Source organism: Micromonospora sp. II, from assembly GCF_001709195.1.
Classification (GTDB): Bacteria; Actinomycetota; Actinomycetes; order Mycobacteriales; family Micromonosporaceae; genus Micromonospora; species Micromonospora chalcea.
On sequence record NZ_LYXF01000078.1, the window covers coordinates 35,513 to 49,571 of the forward strand.

General features: G+C 73.4%; 17 protein-coding genes. 13 read left to right on the forward strand and 4 right to left on the reverse strand.

The genetic code is table 11. The annotated features are described in order from the left end of the window. Positions 1 to 4: 4 nt before the first annotated feature. Positions 5 to 1,438 carry an aldehyde dehydrogenase gene (locus tag A8711_RS28595; RefSeq protein ID WP_069089903.1) on the forward strand — a complete coding sequence of 478 codons (1,434 nt, stop codon included), beginning with the start codon at positions 5 to 7 and terminating at the stop codon, positions 1,436 to 1,438. Between the two features lie 60 nt (positions 1,439 to 1,498). Here the strand turns inward: A8711_RS28595 and A8711_RS28600 are convergent, their stop codons facing one another. Beyond that, positions 1,499 to 1,903 carry a ChaB family protein gene (locus A8711_RS28600; protein ID WP_043325033.1) on the reverse strand — a complete coding sequence of 135 codons (405 nt, stop codon included), beginning with the start codon at positions 1,901 to 1,903 and terminating at the stop codon, positions 1,499 to 1,501. Positions 1,904 to 2,045: 142 nt separating this feature from the next. Here A8711_RS28600 and A8711_RS28605 point away from each other — a divergent pair, with 142 nt between their 5' ends. Genes A8711_RS28605 through A8711_RS28615 form a run of 3 tightly spaced genes read left to right on the forward strand, consistent with a single transcriptional unit; the run spans position 2,046 to position 4,062 of the window. Beyond that, complete coding sequence (locus tag A8711_RS28605) at positions 2,046 to 3,068, forward strand: YihY/virulence factor BrkB family protein (protein WP_064448758.1); 1,023 nt, start codon at positions 2,046 to 2,048, stop codon at positions 3,066 to 3,068. Positions 3,069 to 3,125: 57 nt separating this feature from the next. Then, on the forward strand, positions 3,126 to 3,542 hold the full coding sequence (locus tag A8711_RS28610) for a DUF2795 domain-containing protein (RefSeq protein ID WP_043325035.1): 417 nt from the start codon (positions 3,126 to 3,128) through the stop codon (positions 3,540 to 3,542). Between the two features lie 58 nt (positions 3,543 to 3,600). Further along, complete coding sequence (locus A8711_RS28615; RefSeq protein WP_030499861.1) at positions 3,601 to 4,062, forward strand: SRPBCC family protein; 462 nt, start codon at positions 3,601 to 3,603, stop codon at positions 4,060 to 4,062. 17 nt (positions 4,063 to 4,079) lie between these two features. Here A8711_RS28615 and A8711_RS28620 read toward each other — a convergent pair whose 3' ends face one another. Further along, positions 4,080 to 4,751 carry an alpha/beta fold hydrolase gene (locus A8711_RS28620; protein WP_069089904.1) on the reverse strand — a complete coding sequence of 224 codons (672 nt, stop codon included), beginning with the start codon at positions 4,749 to 4,751 and terminating at the stop codon, positions 4,080 to 4,082. 46 nt (positions 4,752 to 4,797) lie between these two features. Here A8711_RS28620 and A8711_RS28625 point away from each other — a divergent pair, with 46 nt between their 5' ends. The 5 genes from A8711_RS28625 to A8711_RS28645 all read left to right on the forward strand — a co-directional run bounded on the left by A8711_RS28625 (position 4,798) and on the right by A8711_RS28645 (position 7,718). Then, a complete protein-coding gene (locus A8711_RS28625; RefSeq protein ID WP_176722906.1) occupies positions 4,798 to 5,445 on the forward strand; it encodes a helix-turn-helix domain-containing protein in 648 nt (215 codons plus the stop codon). A 164-nt stretch (positions 5,446 to 5,609) separates the two neighbouring features. Next, positions 5,610 to 6,620, forward strand: coding sequence for a sporulation protein (locus A8711_RS28630; RefSeq protein ID WP_069090026.1), 1,011 nt, complete (start codon positions 5,610 to 5,612; stop codon positions 6,618 to 6,620). Positions 6,621 to 6,724: 104 nt separating this feature from the next. Continuing rightward, positions 6,725 to 6,946 (forward strand): hypothetical protein, encoded by a 222-nt coding sequence (locus A8711_RS28635; protein ID WP_018788305.1) that lies wholly within the window; start codon positions 6,725 to 6,727, stop codon positions 6,944 to 6,946. Positions 6,947 to 7,076: 130 nt separating this feature from the next. Continuing rightward, the gene (locus A8711_RS28640; RefSeq protein ID WP_030270328.1) at positions 7,077 to 7,340 is read left to right on the forward strand and encodes a hypothetical protein; all 264 of its coding nucleotides are present in this window, start codon (positions 7,077 to 7,079) and stop codon (positions 7,338 to 7,340) included. 165 nt (positions 7,341 to 7,505) lie between these two features. Further along, positions 7,506 to 7,718 (forward strand): hypothetical protein, encoded by a 213-nt coding sequence (locus A8711_RS28645; RefSeq protein ID WP_030499856.1) that lies wholly within the window; start codon positions 7,506 to 7,508, stop codon positions 7,716 to 7,718. A 1-nt stretch (position 7,719) separates the two neighbouring features. On the opposite strand, the gene A8711_RS28650 is transcribed toward A8711_RS28645, so the two are convergent. Next, a complete protein-coding gene (locus A8711_RS28650; RefSeq protein ID WP_069089905.1) occupies positions 7,720 to 8,166 on the reverse strand; it encodes a hypothetical protein in 447 nt (148 codons plus the stop codon). 162 nt (positions 8,167 to 8,328) lie between these two features. Here A8711_RS28650 and A8711_RS28655 point away from each other — a divergent pair, with 162 nt between their 5' ends. After that, complete coding sequence (locus tag A8711_RS28655) at positions 8,329 to 8,691, forward strand: DUF6401 family natural product biosynthesis protein (RefSeq protein ID WP_069090027.1); 363 nt, start codon at positions 8,329 to 8,331, stop codon at positions 8,689 to 8,691. 76 nt (positions 8,692 to 8,767) lie between these two features. Here A8711_RS28655 and A8711_RS28660 read toward each other — a convergent pair whose 3' ends face one another. Next, entirely contained in the window at positions 8,768 to 9,628 is an 861-nt protein-coding gene (locus tag A8711_RS28660; RefSeq protein WP_043325037.1) for a hypothetical protein, read from the reverse strand. Between the two features lie 200 nt (positions 9,629 to 9,828). On the opposite strand from A8711_RS28660, the gene A8711_RS28665 reads away from it, so the two are divergent. The 3 genes from A8711_RS28665 to A8711_RS28675 all read left to right on the forward strand — a co-directional run bounded on the left by A8711_RS28665 (position 9,829) and on the right by A8711_RS28675 (position 14,059). Continuing rightward, positions 9,829 to 11,982: a SpoIIE family protein phosphatase gene (locus A8711_RS28665; RefSeq protein ID WP_069089906.1), complete on the forward strand. Its 2,154-nt coding sequence runs from the start codon at positions 9,829 to 9,831 to the stop codon at positions 11,980 to 11,982. 9 nt (positions 11,983 to 11,991) lie between these two features. Then, positions 11,992 to 12,669 carry an HAD family hydrolase gene (locus tag A8711_RS28670; protein ID WP_043325039.1) on the forward strand — a complete coding sequence of 226 codons (678 nt, stop codon included), beginning with the start codon at positions 11,992 to 11,994 and terminating at the stop codon, positions 12,667 to 12,669. 100 nt (positions 12,670 to 12,769) lie between these two features. Continuing rightward, positions 12,770 to 14,059, forward strand: coding sequence for a sodium:proton antiporter (locus A8711_RS28675; protein WP_043325040.1), 1,290 nt, complete (start codon positions 12,770 to 12,772; stop codon positions 14,057 to 14,059).

The window sequence follows — 14,059 nt, forward strand, 5'->3', positions numbered from 1 at the left end:
CCGCATGTACACGGTTGCGCAGCTCATAGGTGGAGTGTGGGGTGCCGGCGGCGAGGGCGGCGAGCTTGTCGTCCACGATCCGGCGGACGGGTCGCCGGTGACCCGGACGCCGGTGGCGACCGCCGACGAGGTGGCCAAGGCGGTGGAGGCGGCCCGGGGCGTGGCGGCGGAATGGGCCGCGACCCCGACCGCGGAGCGGGCCGCGGCGCTGCACCGGGCCGCGGACGCGGTCGAGGCGGCGGCCGGAGAGCTGGCCGAGGCGACCACCGCGGAGATGGGCAAGCCCCTGGAGGACGCGCGGGGCGGGGTGGCGGCGGGCATCGGCACGCTGCGACAGTACGCCGAACTGGCGCCGGTCCGGGGCGGCCGGACGCTGCACGGCGCGCACGACGCGCTGGACTTCATGGCCCCCGAGCCACGCGGCGTGGTCGCCGCGATCACCCCGTGGAACGACCCGGTGGCGGTGTCCTGCGGCCTGCTCGGCGCGGCCCTGGTCACCGGCAACGTGGTGGTCCACAAGCCGAGCGAGCGCACCCCGGCCACCGGCTGGCTGCTCGCCCGCGCGCTGGACTCGGCGTTGCCGGCCGGGGTGCTGTCGCTGCTCAGCGGCGGCGGCGAGGTGGGGGCCGCGCTGTCCGGGCAGGACGTCGACGTCATCGCCCACGTCGGTTCCACTGCGACCGGCCGGGCAATCGCCGCCGCGGGCGCCCGTACCGGCGCGAAGGTGCTGCTGGAGAACGGCGGCAGCGACCCGCTGGTGGTGGACGCGGACGTCGACCCGGTCTGGGCGGCCGAGCAGGCGGCGCTCGGGTGCTTCGCCAACGCCGGTCAGATCTGCGTGGCGGTGGAACGCGTCTACGTGCACCGGGACGTCGCCGAGGGCTTCCTGGACGCGCTCGTGGCGCGCGCCGAGGCGCTCACCGTGGGCCCCGGCCGTGACCCGGAAACGCAGCTCGGCCCGCTGGTGGACCGGCGGCACCGGGACCACGTACACGGGCAGGTGACGGCCGCGCTCGCCGACGGCGCCCGGGTACGCGCCGGCGGTGTGCTGCCGGAGGGGCCGGGCGCGTTCTACCCGGCGACAGTGGTCGAGGGGTGCCGGCACGACATGGCGCTGGTCCGCGAGGAGACGTTCGGGCCGGTCGCCGCGGTGGTGGTGGTCGACTCGTTCAGCGAGGGGCTGCGCTGCGCGGCCGACTCCCCGTACGGCCTGGCCGCCACCGTGCTGACCGGCTCGATGAGCCACGCCCAGCGCGCCTGGCGGGAACTGCCGGTCGGCACCGTGAAGATCAATTCGGTGTTCGGCGGGGCACCGGGGGGCGCGGCCCAGCCGCGCCGGGGCAGCGGTCAGGGCTTCGGGTACGGCCCGGAACTGCTGGACGAGTTCAGCACCGTCAAGGCGGTGCACCTTCAGGCGCCGGGCGGCGGCCACTGGTGAGACGGCACGACACGAGCCCGGGACCGAGGCGGTCCCGGGCTCGACGCGTACCCCCAGGGGTCAGCGACCCCCGCGGGCCTTGCGGGTCGCGTTGTTGTTGGCCTTCTCGATCGCCTTGACCAGTTCCGGCTTGGTCATCCGGGACCGGCCGCGCACGTCCAGTTTCTTCGCCACCTCCATGAGGTGGTCCTTGCTGGCGTTCGCGTCCACCCCGCCGGCCGTCGGCGCGCGCCGGGCCGGGCCGCCGCCTTCGGCCTGCTCGTCGCTGGGCCCCTTGCGGCCCTTGGGCTCCCAGTGGTCGCCCACCTTCTCGAACTCGTGCTTGACCGCGGCGAAGGCGGTGCGGTGCGCCCGCTCCCCCTCGCCGTACGTCTCGACCGCCGAGTCGTGCGTCTTCTCCCAGGTCCGCTGCGCCTTCGCCGGGGAGCGCCGCAGCGTGCTGGGCAGTACCTCGCGCCCGGGCATCTCGTCCTCCTCCTGGAGTCTCGATCGGCTGCCTGGTGTGGTTCCCTCCCGTCCGGCGGGCAAACCGGCGCCCCGGTTTGTCGATTTCCCCCCGGGGGTACCGCCCCGCCACGCCCGGTGGCGGAGCCTGGAGGAGGCGGACATGACCGTGACGACACCACAGACGGTCGGCGGCCGGACGCGGTCCCGTCTCCCCCGCCGGATCCGCCAGCTCAACTGGCGTACCTGGCGCGGCGTGCTGGTGCGCAGCGGCAAGGGTTTCGTCACCGACAACTGCGCCGACTGGGCGGCGGCGCTCACCTACTACGGGGTGCTGGCGCTGTTCCCGTCCACGATCGTGGTGGTGGCGCTGGTCGGCCTGGTCTCCGACGGCCCGCGCACCGTCGACACCGTGATCGACCTGGCCGGGGAGATCGGCGCCGGCTCGGTGGTCGGCAACGACGCGTTCGTGGGTGTGGTACGCAACGTGGTCGAGCAGCAGGGCTCGGCGAAGGTGCTGCTCAGCTTCGGTCTGCTCGGCGCGCTCTGGTCCGCGTCCGGGTTCATCGGCGCGTTCACCCGCGCCTCCAACGCGATCTACGGGGTGCGGGAGGGCCGGCCGTTCTACCGCCTGCGCCCGTTGCAGATCGGCATGGCCGCGGTGACGATCGTGCTGCTCGCGGTGGTGGCCACCGGGTTGATCGTCAGCGGCCCGGTCACCGACGCGGTGGGTGACCTGCTGCACGCCGGCGCGGTGGCCCGCACCACGTGGTCGGTGGCGAAGTGGCCGCTGCTCGCCGTGGTCGCCATGACGCTGCTGTCGCTGCTGTTCTGGATCGCGCCGAACGTGCAGCAGCCGCGGTTCCGCTGGCTCACCCCGGGCGGCGCGCTGGCGCTCGTGGCCTGGGTGCTCGCGTCCTTCGGCTTCGGCCTGTACGTGGCCAACTTCGGCTCGTACGACGTCACCTACGGCAGTCTCGGCGCGGTCATCGCGTTCCTGGTGTGGCTCTACCTGTCCAACTGCGCGTTGATGCTCGGCGTGCAGGTCAACGCCGAGCTGCAGCGCGGGCGGGCGATGCAGGCCGGGGTCGAGGAGCCGGACGACCCGGTGCTGCCGCCGCGCGCCCCGGCCGACGACGAGAAGGCGGACGGGCAGCGGCCGGCCGACCGGTTGCCGCCCGGATGACCGGCTCTCCCGGCCGGCGCCGGTTTACCGGCGGTCCCCCGGGGCATCTCCCAAGGCATGGAACGTGGCAGCAGCAAGCACTCGCCCAGGGTCGACGACCAGATGAGCAGCGAGGTCAGCGGTCTCGTCCAGAGCGCCGGCACCGGCGGTTCGCGGGCCGAGGAGTTCCGGATCCCGGAGCCCGCCGGCGAGGACCAGCCGGAGGCCACCACGGCGCCGGCCGGGGAGCTGCGCAGCGGCACGCCGCAGGGCATGAGCTCCGAGGACGTCGAGGCGCGCAGCCGTCTGGGGCGGTTCATCACGATGACCGCCCTGCCCGGCGACCGGGAGGCGCTGCTGGCGAACGCGCGGGAGAACGAGGCGCCGACGGACATCGTCGCCGCCCTGGAGACCCTGCCCGCGGACGCCCACTACCAGACGATCTCCGAGGTGTGGGCCGCACTCGGGCACAGGAACGAGACGACGCGCTGGTGAGCGGGCCGGCCCACGGCCCGTACGAGACACACACCGGCGGAACAGGAGGAACCCCGACATGAGTGGCGTTACCGAGCACGTGGACGTGGACGTCCCGATCCGGACCGCGTACGACCAGTGGACCCAGTTCGAGGAGTTCCCCCACTTCATGGACGGCGTGCAGGAGGTGCGGCAGCTCTCCGACACGATGACCCACTGGACCGTCGAGATCGCGGGCGTGAAGCGCGAGTTCGACGCCGAGATCACCGAGCAGCTGCCGGACGAGCGGGTGGCCTGGCGCTCCACCGGGGGCACCCAGCAGGCGGGCGTGGTGACCTTCCACCGCCTCGACGAGGGCCACACCCGGGTCACGCTGCAGATGGAGTTCGAGCCGCACGGCGCGGTCGAGCAGGCCGGCGACAAGCTCGGCGTGGTCGACCGGCGCGCCAAGGGCGACCTGGAGCGGTTCAAGCAGTTCATCGAGCGACGCGGTCAGGAGACGGGCGCCTGGCGCGGTGCGGTCGACCGGCCCATCCCCTGAGGCAACCTCCCCCGCCCTCAGCGGTCCAACGCGGCAGCCAGCGCCTCGGGCCGGCTGAGGGCCAGCAGATGCCCGCCGGGCAGGCGCTCGGGCGTGACGCCGAGCCGCTGCTGGGCCACCCGGGTCTGGAACTCGGCCGGGAAGAACCTGTCCGCGCCGCCGCTCAGGACCTCGGTCGGCACGTCGGGCCACGCATCAAGCGGCCAGGGCTGCGCGAACGGCGTGCCCGACTGCGGTGACCCACCCGCCATGGCCTGGTCGGTGATGTCCTGCGGCACGTCGTGGAAGAAGTACACCAGCGGATCGAACGGCCCGTCGGGAGAGCGGCCCTCGCGCCTGTCGCACTCCCGGCGGGCCTGGTCCTGCCCGGTGTTGGTCCACCAGTCGCCGCCGGTCTCACCGGGCGCCGGGATCATCGCGTTGACCAGGACCAACCGCGAGACCGGCAGCCGACTGCAGACCAGTGGCGCGGTCAGGCCGCCCATCGACTGGGCCACCACCACCAGGTCCCCGCGGTCACCGGCCGCCTCGACCACTGTGTCCGCGTACTCCGGCAGTCCCGCGCTGTCGTCCGCGGCCGGCAGGTCGACGGCGATCGCCTCGTGGCCGCGCTGCTCCAGCAGGGGAACCAGGCGGTGCCAGTACCAGGCGTCGCCGCCGGCTCCCGGGATCAGGATGCACGTCGTCACGGTGCGAATTTAGCACCAGAGAGTGCTGTAGCGATACCATCAGCGGATGGCGCGCGCATACGACGATCCCTGCGGTCTGGCCCGGGCGCTCAACCTGGTCGGCGACAGATGGGCGTTGCTGATCGTCCGTGAGTTGCTGCTCGGACCGAAGCGCTTCACCGACCTGCGGCGCGGCCTGCCCGGCGCCAGTCAGAGCATGCTCACCGCCCGGCTCGCCGAGTTGGAGGAGGCGGGAGTGGTGCGCCGGCGGCGTCTCGGGCCACCGGCGGGCGTCCGGGCGTACGAGCTGACCGAATGGGGGCGGGACCTCGAACCCGCCCTGCTGGGGCTGGCCAGGTGGGGCAGCCGGGGTCCGCTGACCTCGTCGGCGCAGCTGAGCGTCGACGCGCTGGCCCTCGCCATGAAGACCACCTTCGACCCGGCCGCGGCGCGCGACTTCGCCGTACGGTGTCAGCTTCTTCTCGACGGCGACAGCCTGCTCGTCACCGTCGAGGACGGACGCGTCGACGTGGTACGCGCCGACGCCGCCGATCCCGACCTGGTGATCCGGGCCGGCGCCGGGACCTTCCGCTCGCTCATCTTCGGTGGCGTGCCGTTGCATGCCGCCGACGTCGTCGTCCGGGGCGACGGCGAGGTCGCGGCCCGCCTGCTGCGGCTGTTCCGGCGCCCCACGCCGGCCAATGGCCCACAGTGACGAAGCGAATGCTTTCAGCTACCTCTCAGGTGGCGTTGGTAGTCTCCCGGCGCGGCGTGATCCATTATGGACGCCGTTGATCTCGTTGCGGCACAAGGGTTCCAGGTGAATCTCTCCCCGGATCCCGGGTGCCGCACGTCCGGTGGCCGTCAAGGGAGATGTTCGTGGTGTTCAAGAGGATGCTGGGCGCGTTCGGGGTGGGCGGCCCCGCTGTCGACACGGTCCTGGCCAATCCGAGTACCCGCCCGGGGCTGATGCTGGGCGGGCAGGTGAACCTGACCGGCGGCAGCCACGACGTGGAGATCGACCACATCACCGTCGGGCTGGTCACCCGGGTGGAGATGGAGGGCGCCGAGCAGGAGTACGACGCCCTCGTGGAGTTCCACCGGGTCCAGGTCGCCGGCGGTCTGCGCCTGTCCGAGGGGCAGCAGATGTCGCTGCCGTTCCAGGTGGCCGTGCCGTGGGAGACGCCGGTGACCGACCTGTACGGGCAGCGCCTGCACGGCATGACGATGGGACTGCGCACCGAGGTGGCGATCCGCGGCGCCGTGGACAAGGGCGACCTCGACCCGGTGTACGTGCACCCGCTGCCGGTGCAGGAACGCATCCTGGAGGGCTTCGGCCGGCTCGGATTCCAGTTCAAGGGCGCCGACCTGGAACGCGGGCACATCTCGGGCCTGCGCCAGAGCCTGCCGTTCTACCAGGAGATCGAGTACTACGCCGCCCCGCAGTACGCCCACGCCGTCAACGAGGTCGAGCTGACCTTCGTCGCGAACGAGTACGGCGTCGACGTGGTGCTGGAGTTCGACAAGCGCGGTGGCCTGTTCTCCGGCGGCCATGACTCCTTCGGCCGCTACCACGTCGCGCACACCGACGCCGACCAGGTCGACTGGGCCGCTCAGGTCGACGCGTGGGTCCGCCAGGCCCTCGACGGCTACCAGAGCATGCACGCCGGCCACGGCTACGGGCAGCCCGCCTACGGCGCGCCCGGCTACGGGCACGCCGCGTACGGCCACCACAAGGAGGAGCACCACGAGCGGCACGGCGGCCCGGGCATGGGTGCCGTCGCCGCGGGCGTGGTCGGCGGCGCCGCGCTCGGCTTCGCCGGCGGGATGCTCGCCGACGAGGTGTTCGACTCCTTCGGCGACGACGAGGGCGGCGACGAGGAGGAGTGAGCCCGGGGATCCACAGTGGATCTCTGGTACCGCTTCATGATCTAATTCCGTCAGGTTTGTCCGCAACCGGTCGGATTGCCCGACCGGAAGTCGAAGGAGTGTGCATGCCCGTCACCGCCGACCTCACCAAGCTGGTCGACAAGGCCTACCAGGACAAGACCCTTACCGAGATCGTCGACGCCCCGGTGTCCGCCCTCGCCGGGGTCAGCGACGGCGACGCCAAGCTGCTCAAGGACGCCTTCAACATCACCACCGTCGGCGACCTCGGCCGCAACCCGTACTTCCGCACCGCCAACGCCCTGGTGGCCCTCACCGGCGCCAAGTAGCGCCATCGCCGATGCCCGGTGGCCCGGGAAGCGTTCCGGGCCACCGGGCATCGGGATCGAAACGAGCCGGGACCGCGGCTGTCGCCGTGCCCGGCCGTTTGCGATCATCCGGTCCGGGTACCGCAGGGGAATGACCGACAACGACCGCCACGTGTGGCGCGACGAGGACCGCACTCCCCTGCACGAGCTGGACCAGGCCATCGCCCGGTCGGCCACGGACGGCCAGGGCGACGACGTCACCGCCAACGACGCCGGCGAGGAGGCCGCGTTCGGGCACGGCCCGGAGGCGGTGGACCGGGGCGCCGGCCCGGAGGCCGAGCGGCGCGAGATGACCGATGCGGACCGGGCCTACCGGCCGTCGACGATCGGGCGGACCGGCCCGGACAGCATGTGATCCCCGGACGGCTGCGGGCACCCGCGCCGATGCCCGTGGCCGCCGGATTCATGCTCGGCCGATACGACAAAAAGTGCGGTACGGACAGCCAGGAAAACGGACAGCCCATCCAGAATCGGCCGAACGGCTGACGGCACTCCCCCTGTCGCGCGCAAGACTTTCGGAATGCAACAGGGCTCCGGTTTCCTCTCCAACCGTCAGCGCAAGCTCGCCTGGCTGGGCTTCCTGCTCGCCGCGATCCAGGCTCCGGTCTCCGCCCGGTTCACCGAGGACAGCTCCTGGCTGTTCAGCCTGGTGGTGGCGCTGATGGTCGCGACCGTGATCATCGCCGACGACGGCGCGCGCCGCCGTCCGGCCGACGCCCGCTCCTCCGACTGAGTCAGCGTGTGCCGGGGCGCGCCTCGTGCCCCGGCATCCCCCGGCTGCGGCGGCGTTCCTTCATCTCGGCCTCGTAGAGGTGCCGCCGACCCTCGACCAGCTCGTCGCGGGCCTGCCGGTCCAGCTCCCGGAAGAGCGCGTAGTACCCGTCGTCGAAGTCCTCGACGATCTGGAACGTCCACCGCCCGGCGATGACGTTGCGCCCGAGCAGCTCCCGGTCGATCCGCTCGGCCAGGCCCGGGTGCCCGGCGCGGCGGAACATCTCCACGGCGTCGTCGAGCATCAGGTCGGCGTGGCCGATCAGCTGGTGCAGCTCGTAGAGGTGCCCGCGTGCCCGCTCGACGCACTCCAGGGCCTCGCTGAGCTTGCCCAGCGCCTCGACCGTGGCGTCGCTCACCCCGTCCGGGCGGCGGTGCGCCCGGTCCGGTCCGTCGGCCTGGTGTCCCATGATGTCCCTCCGTGGGGCTGCTGCGTGGTCCTCGTGCCGGACTTCTGCCCCCGCACGGGCGACTCAATCCCCGCGGACGACGTGGCCGCTCCCCCGGACGACCCCGCAATCCGCCGGTCGGCCGAGGTCGGCCCGCACCGGGCGGCGATAGCCTCGGACACCATGCGCGTGCCGAACAACCGGGTCGCGACCCGCTCCGCGGCAGTGGCCGCGCGGTCGACCCTCACCACGCTGACCGCCGCCGTCGGCACCGCCGGCCTCGCCGCGGCCCACGCGAACCCCGGGCTGCTCGCCGAGGTCGACCAGCACGCCGCGGGGGTACGCGACAGCCTCGGCGGCGACCGCCACCCGCTCACCGTGGCGGCGCTCGCCGGATACGCCGAGGGGCTGCGCGACGCCGCGGCGGAGCACGGCTGGGCGCCGCCGGCCGAGCCGATGGACTGGTCCGCGCCGGACTGGGTGCTCACCCGCCTGCTGGCGGTCTGCCTGCTGGCCCGCGGACTCGACCCGCGTCACCTGGCCTGACCGGCAGCCGGCCGGACCCGGACACGGTTTCGGGGCGCCCGCCACCATCCCGCGGACACCCCGTCACCCGTTGCCGTCAGCCTCCCGGCCGGCGGAACTGCTGCGTCTCGTCGCCCATCTCGCCGGAGCGGTACGTACCCGCGCCCGACATCGACGACTGCGGCGCGGCCGGCGTCGGCTGCCCGCCCCGGTCGGCCATCTTGCGTTCGTAGTCGCCCCGGCCGGCCTGCTGCGCCTGCCGCTGCTGCCGGATCGCCCGGGACTCCTCGGCGGCCCGGTGCAGCCAGCCGTCCCAGCGGTCCTGCATCGGCTTGACCAGACCACCACCGACACCGACGATCAGGATGCCGGCCACGGTGGCGAGGAAGGCCACGAGCACCGGTGTGGTCACCGTGGTGGCGATACCCACCTGGTTCAGCGCGGCGATGATGCCGAGCGCCAGGATGAAGATCGCTGTCACGTCGGCCAGCACCCGGCCGTACGAGAGCCCGCCGAGCGCGCCGGAGACCAGGTCCCGGACGGCGTTGGCGATGGCGGCGGCGATCACCACGATCACGATCGCCACGAAGGCTCTCGGCAGCCAGGACACCACCCCGCGGATCAGGTCGCTGATCGCGTTCGGCCCCCACACCCCGAAGGCGAACTGCAGGGTGAACAGCAGGACCGCGTAGTAGGCCAGTTTGGCCAGGATGTCGCTGGCGTCGTACTTGGTGCGTTCCAGGGCCCGTTTGATACCGCCCCGTTCCACGGCGCGGTCGAACCCGACCCGTTCCAGTGCCGCGTCCACGATTTTGAGTACGGCTCTAGCGATGAGCCAACCCACGACGAGAATCGCGATGAACGCGATCGCCCGCGGTACGAAGAGCAGCACCGACCTCCAGAAGTCGGTCCAGGCCGCACCGATGTCGACCTGCCCGACCGCGAGGGTTTTCGGCATGATGTCCCTCCTGTCGCGTGAACTGCGCCGCCCGCATACCCGGTGACCTGGGCAGCACTCCGAGCCGGACCGGGCCAATTTCCCGACATGGGTGATCGAACCGGCCGTGACCTGCCCGAACGTCCGCGCCGCCGGAAGCCGGGACCCGCCACGAACGCATGATCGGAACCAGCCCGCCACGCTCCGGTTAGGCTGCGGTCATGCCAGGCACCGTCGGTCGGGTTCCCACACCGCCCGCCCCCGCACCGGGAGCGCCCGCCGATCCCGTCGTCCACGGGCCGCCCGCGCAGACCGGTCATCCGTGGGCCGGCACGCCGCTGGGCGCACCGCAGGGCTGGGATCCGGCGGTACGCGCCGTGATGGACGTGGTGCTCGCCTCCCCGGTGCCGATGGCGCTGCTCCTCGGCGACGACCTCGTCGTCTTCTACAACGACGGGTACGCCGAGCTGATCGGCGACCGGCACCCGCACGCGCTGGGCCGGCCGGCGGCCGAGGCGTTCGCCGAGGTGTGGCGTGATCCCGGCGCCGGCGAGGCGCTGGAGCGCGTCTACCGGCACGGTGAACCGTTCCTGCAGCGGGAGGCGGTGCTGCCCGCCGACCGGCAGGGTCCGGCCGAGCCGGCCGTGTTCACCCGCGGGCACTGCGCGGTACGCGACTCCACCGGCCGGATCGTCGGCGTGCTCACCGTCTCGGCGCAGACCACCCAGCTGACCCAGCAGTTGCAGAGCCTGAGCGACTTCGCGGCGGCGCTGTCCGGCACGCTCACCCTGGACGACGTGGCCCGGGTGACGCTGCGCTACTGCCTGCACTCCTTCGACGCGGACCGGGTGTCGTTCGCGGTGGACGAGGGCAGCGCCTGGCGGTTGGTCCGCCGCATCCGCGGCGAACTGCTCGACGAGGCCGACGAGCGGCTGCCCCCGCTGTGGCGGCGGATGTCCGCCGAGTCGGCGCTGCCGGCGGTGGTGTCCGCGCGCAGCGGCGTGGCCTCGTTCACCGCCGACGGCCAGCCGCTGCGCGGCGTCGCGGCGGACCGGCACGACGAGAAGATCCGCGCGCTGGCGGCGCTGCCGCTGCGCACGAGGGTGGTCCGTGGCTCGCTCACCATCGGTTACCGGGAGCCGCGTCCGTGGTCCCCCGCGGAACGGGCGCTGCTCGCCGCGTCGGCGGAGCTGGTCGGCCAGGCCGCCGAGCGGGCCCGCCGCTTCGAGACCCAGCACGGCACCGCCCAGATGCTGCAACGCAGCATGCTGCCGGAGCGGCTGCCGGACCTGCCCCGGCTGCGTATCGCCGCCCGGTACGACCCGGGCGTGGACGGCAACGCCGCCGGCGGCGACTTCTACGACGCGTTCCTGCTGCCCACCGGCGCGCTCGGGGTGGTGCTGGGCGACGTGGCGGGGCACGACGTGCAGGCCGCCGCCCGGATGGGCCAGGTGCGCGCCGCGCTGCGCGCGCTCGCCCTGGTCGACCCTCGCCCGGACGCGGTGCTCGACGGCCTGGACCGGCTGGTCGCCAGCCTCGGCGTCGAGGGCGGCACCCAGGAGCTGTTCGTCACAGTGGTGTTCGGCGTGATCGACGCGGACCGGGAACTGGTCACGCTGGCCAGCGCCGGACATCCCGCGCCGCTGATCCGGCGCGCCGGACCCGACGCGGCGGTGGCCGAGTTCGTCGACGTGCCGCCCGCTCCTCCGCTGGGCCTGGGCGGGCGGGCGCGTACCGCCACCGTGCCGTTCCGCCCCGGTGACACCCTGCTGCTCTACAGCGACGGCGTGGTGGAGCGCCGCTGGCAGGACGTGGCCGCCGGAATGGCGGGGCTGGGCGCGGCGGTGACCGGAGCGGCCGGCGGGGACCCGCGCGCGCTGTGCGCTGTCGCGACCGCCGCGGTGCCGGGCGCCACCGAGGACGACGTGGCGGTGCTCGCGGTGGAGTACGCGGTCCGGCCGAGCCGGTCGGCGAGCATGGAGGTGCCGGCCGAGCCGACCGCGCCGAGCCGGGTCCGGCACTGGATGACCGCGCAGCTCACCGAGTGGCAGGTGCCCGAGGCGGTGATCGGCGCGGCGGTGCTGTGCACGAGCGAGCTGACCACGAACGCGCTGCTGCACGCCGGCACCGCCGCCCGGGTCGAGGTCGACCTGTCCGCGGAGCGGCTGCTGGTGTCGGTGGCCGACTCGGGCACCCGGGGTCAGGTGACCCGCGCCCAGACCGACACGCTCAGCAGCCGGGGCCGTGGGCTCGGCCTGATCGAGGAGCTGAGCGACGCCTGGGGGACCGACCCGACCGTACGCGGATCGACTGTGTGGTTCGAGATCCTCATCCCGGCGGACGGACCGCGCGTCGGCGACGCCCCGGCCGGGTAGGAGCCGGACATGACCGACGACAAGCGCCGCGGTGTCCTCTTCGACGTGGACGGCACCCTGGTCGACACCACGTACCTGCACACGGTGAGCTGGTGGGAGGCGCTGCGCCAGGCCGACCACCGGGTGCCGATGGCGCGGATCCACAGGTCCATCGGCATGGGCTCGGACAAGCTCCTCGACCACCTGCTCGGCGCGGAGCGCGACCGGGACGCCGACGGCCGGCTGCGCGACGCGCACGACGCGCTCTACGGCGAGTACTGGGAGCGCCTCACGCCACTGCCCGGGGCGCGGGAGCTGCTGCGCGCCTGCGCGGAGCGCGGGCTGCGGGTGGTGCTCGCGACCTCGGCCGCCGAACACGAGGTGACCGCGCTACGGGCCGCGCTGGACGCCGACGACGTGATCGACTCGGTCACCTCGTCGGCCGACGCGCGGGAGAGCAAGCCGGCGCCGGACATCCTGGTCGCCGCGCTGGAGCAGTCGGGGCTGGCCGCCGAGCGGGTGGTGTTCGTCGGCGACTCGGTCTGGGACGTCGCCGCCGCCGGCAAGCTCGACATCCCCTGCATCGGGCTGACCTGCGGCGGCACCGGCCGCGCGGAGCTGGCCGGCGCGGGCGCGGTCGCGGTGTACGACGACCCGGCCGCGCTGCTGGACGCCCTGTCCGACAGCGCCATCGCCTCGCTCGGCTGAGCGGCGGTCAACCGGCGGGCGCGCGCAGGCTTAGCCGGGTCCGCTTCGGGGCACTGCTGGACTCCACCGCCCGGCCGCCGGGCGTCGGAAGGGTGGTGCCGTGGAACCGGTCGATGTCGCGTTCGCTCTGCTGGGCGTCGGTGCGCTGCTGGCCGGGGTGCTGCCCCGGGTGCTGGAGCGACGGCCGCTGTCGATGCCGATCGCGTTCCTCGGGCTCGGCATGCTCGTCTTCGTGCTGCCCACCGGTCTGCCCACACCGGATCCGCTGCGCTGGCCGGAGCTGACCACCCACCTCACCGAGGTCGGCGTGATCGTCGCGCTGATGGGCGCCGGCCTGAAGATCGACCGTCCGTTGAGCTGGGCCCGCTGGTCGTCGACGTGGCGGCTGCTGGCGATCGCCATGCCGCTGTGCATCGCCGCGGTGGCGCTGCTCGGCTGGTGGTGGGCCGGGCTGGTGCCGGCCGCGGCGCTGCTGCTCGGCGCGGCGCTCGCGCCCACCGACCCGGTGCTCGCCTCCGACGTGCAGGTGGGCGAACCGACCGACGTGGAGGACTCCGAGGACGAGGTGCGCTTCGCGCTCACCTCGGAGGCGGGCCTGAACGACGGGCTGGCCTTCCCGTTCGTGTACGCGGCCATCGCGATCGCCACCACCGGGCTCGCGCCGTCCGGCTGGCTCGGCGAGTGGTTCGCGGTGGACGTGCTCTACAAGCTCGCCGCCGGGGTGGGCGGCGGGTTGCTCGTCGGCTGGCTGCTCGGCAAGCTGTTCTTCCGCGCCCCGAGCAAGCTGCGGCTGGCCCGGCACTCCGAGGGGTTCCTCGCGCTGGCCGCGACGTTCCTCGCGTACGGGCTGGTCGAGGTGATCGGCGGGTACGGCTTCCTGGCCGTGTTCGTGGCCGCCCGGGCGATCCGGGCCGCCGAGCGCACCCACGAGTTCCACTCCGTGCTGCACGACTTCGCCGAGCAGGTGGAGCGGCTGCTCACCGTGCTGTTGCTGCTGCTGTTCGGCGGCGCGGTGATCGGCGGGCTGCTCGCGCCGCTGACCTGGCCGGCCGCGCTGGCCGGGTTGGCCCTGGTGCTGGTGATCCGGCCGCTGGCCGGGTGGCTGTCGCTGCGCGGCGCGCCCGGCAAGCCGGCCGAGCACTGGGTGATCTCGCTGTTCGGCATCCGCGGCGTCGGCTCGTTCTACTACCTGGCGTACGCCACCAGCAAGACCGACTTCCCGCAGGCGGAGCTGGTCTGGGCCACAGTCGGTCTCGTGGTGGTGGTCTCGGTGGTGGCGCACGGGATCGCCGCGACACCGGTCATGCAGTTGCTGGACCGGGAGGGTGAACGCACCGGCGAGGACACGCGGGCCGGGTCGGCGGCGCAGCCGGTGGGCGCCACCGGCTGA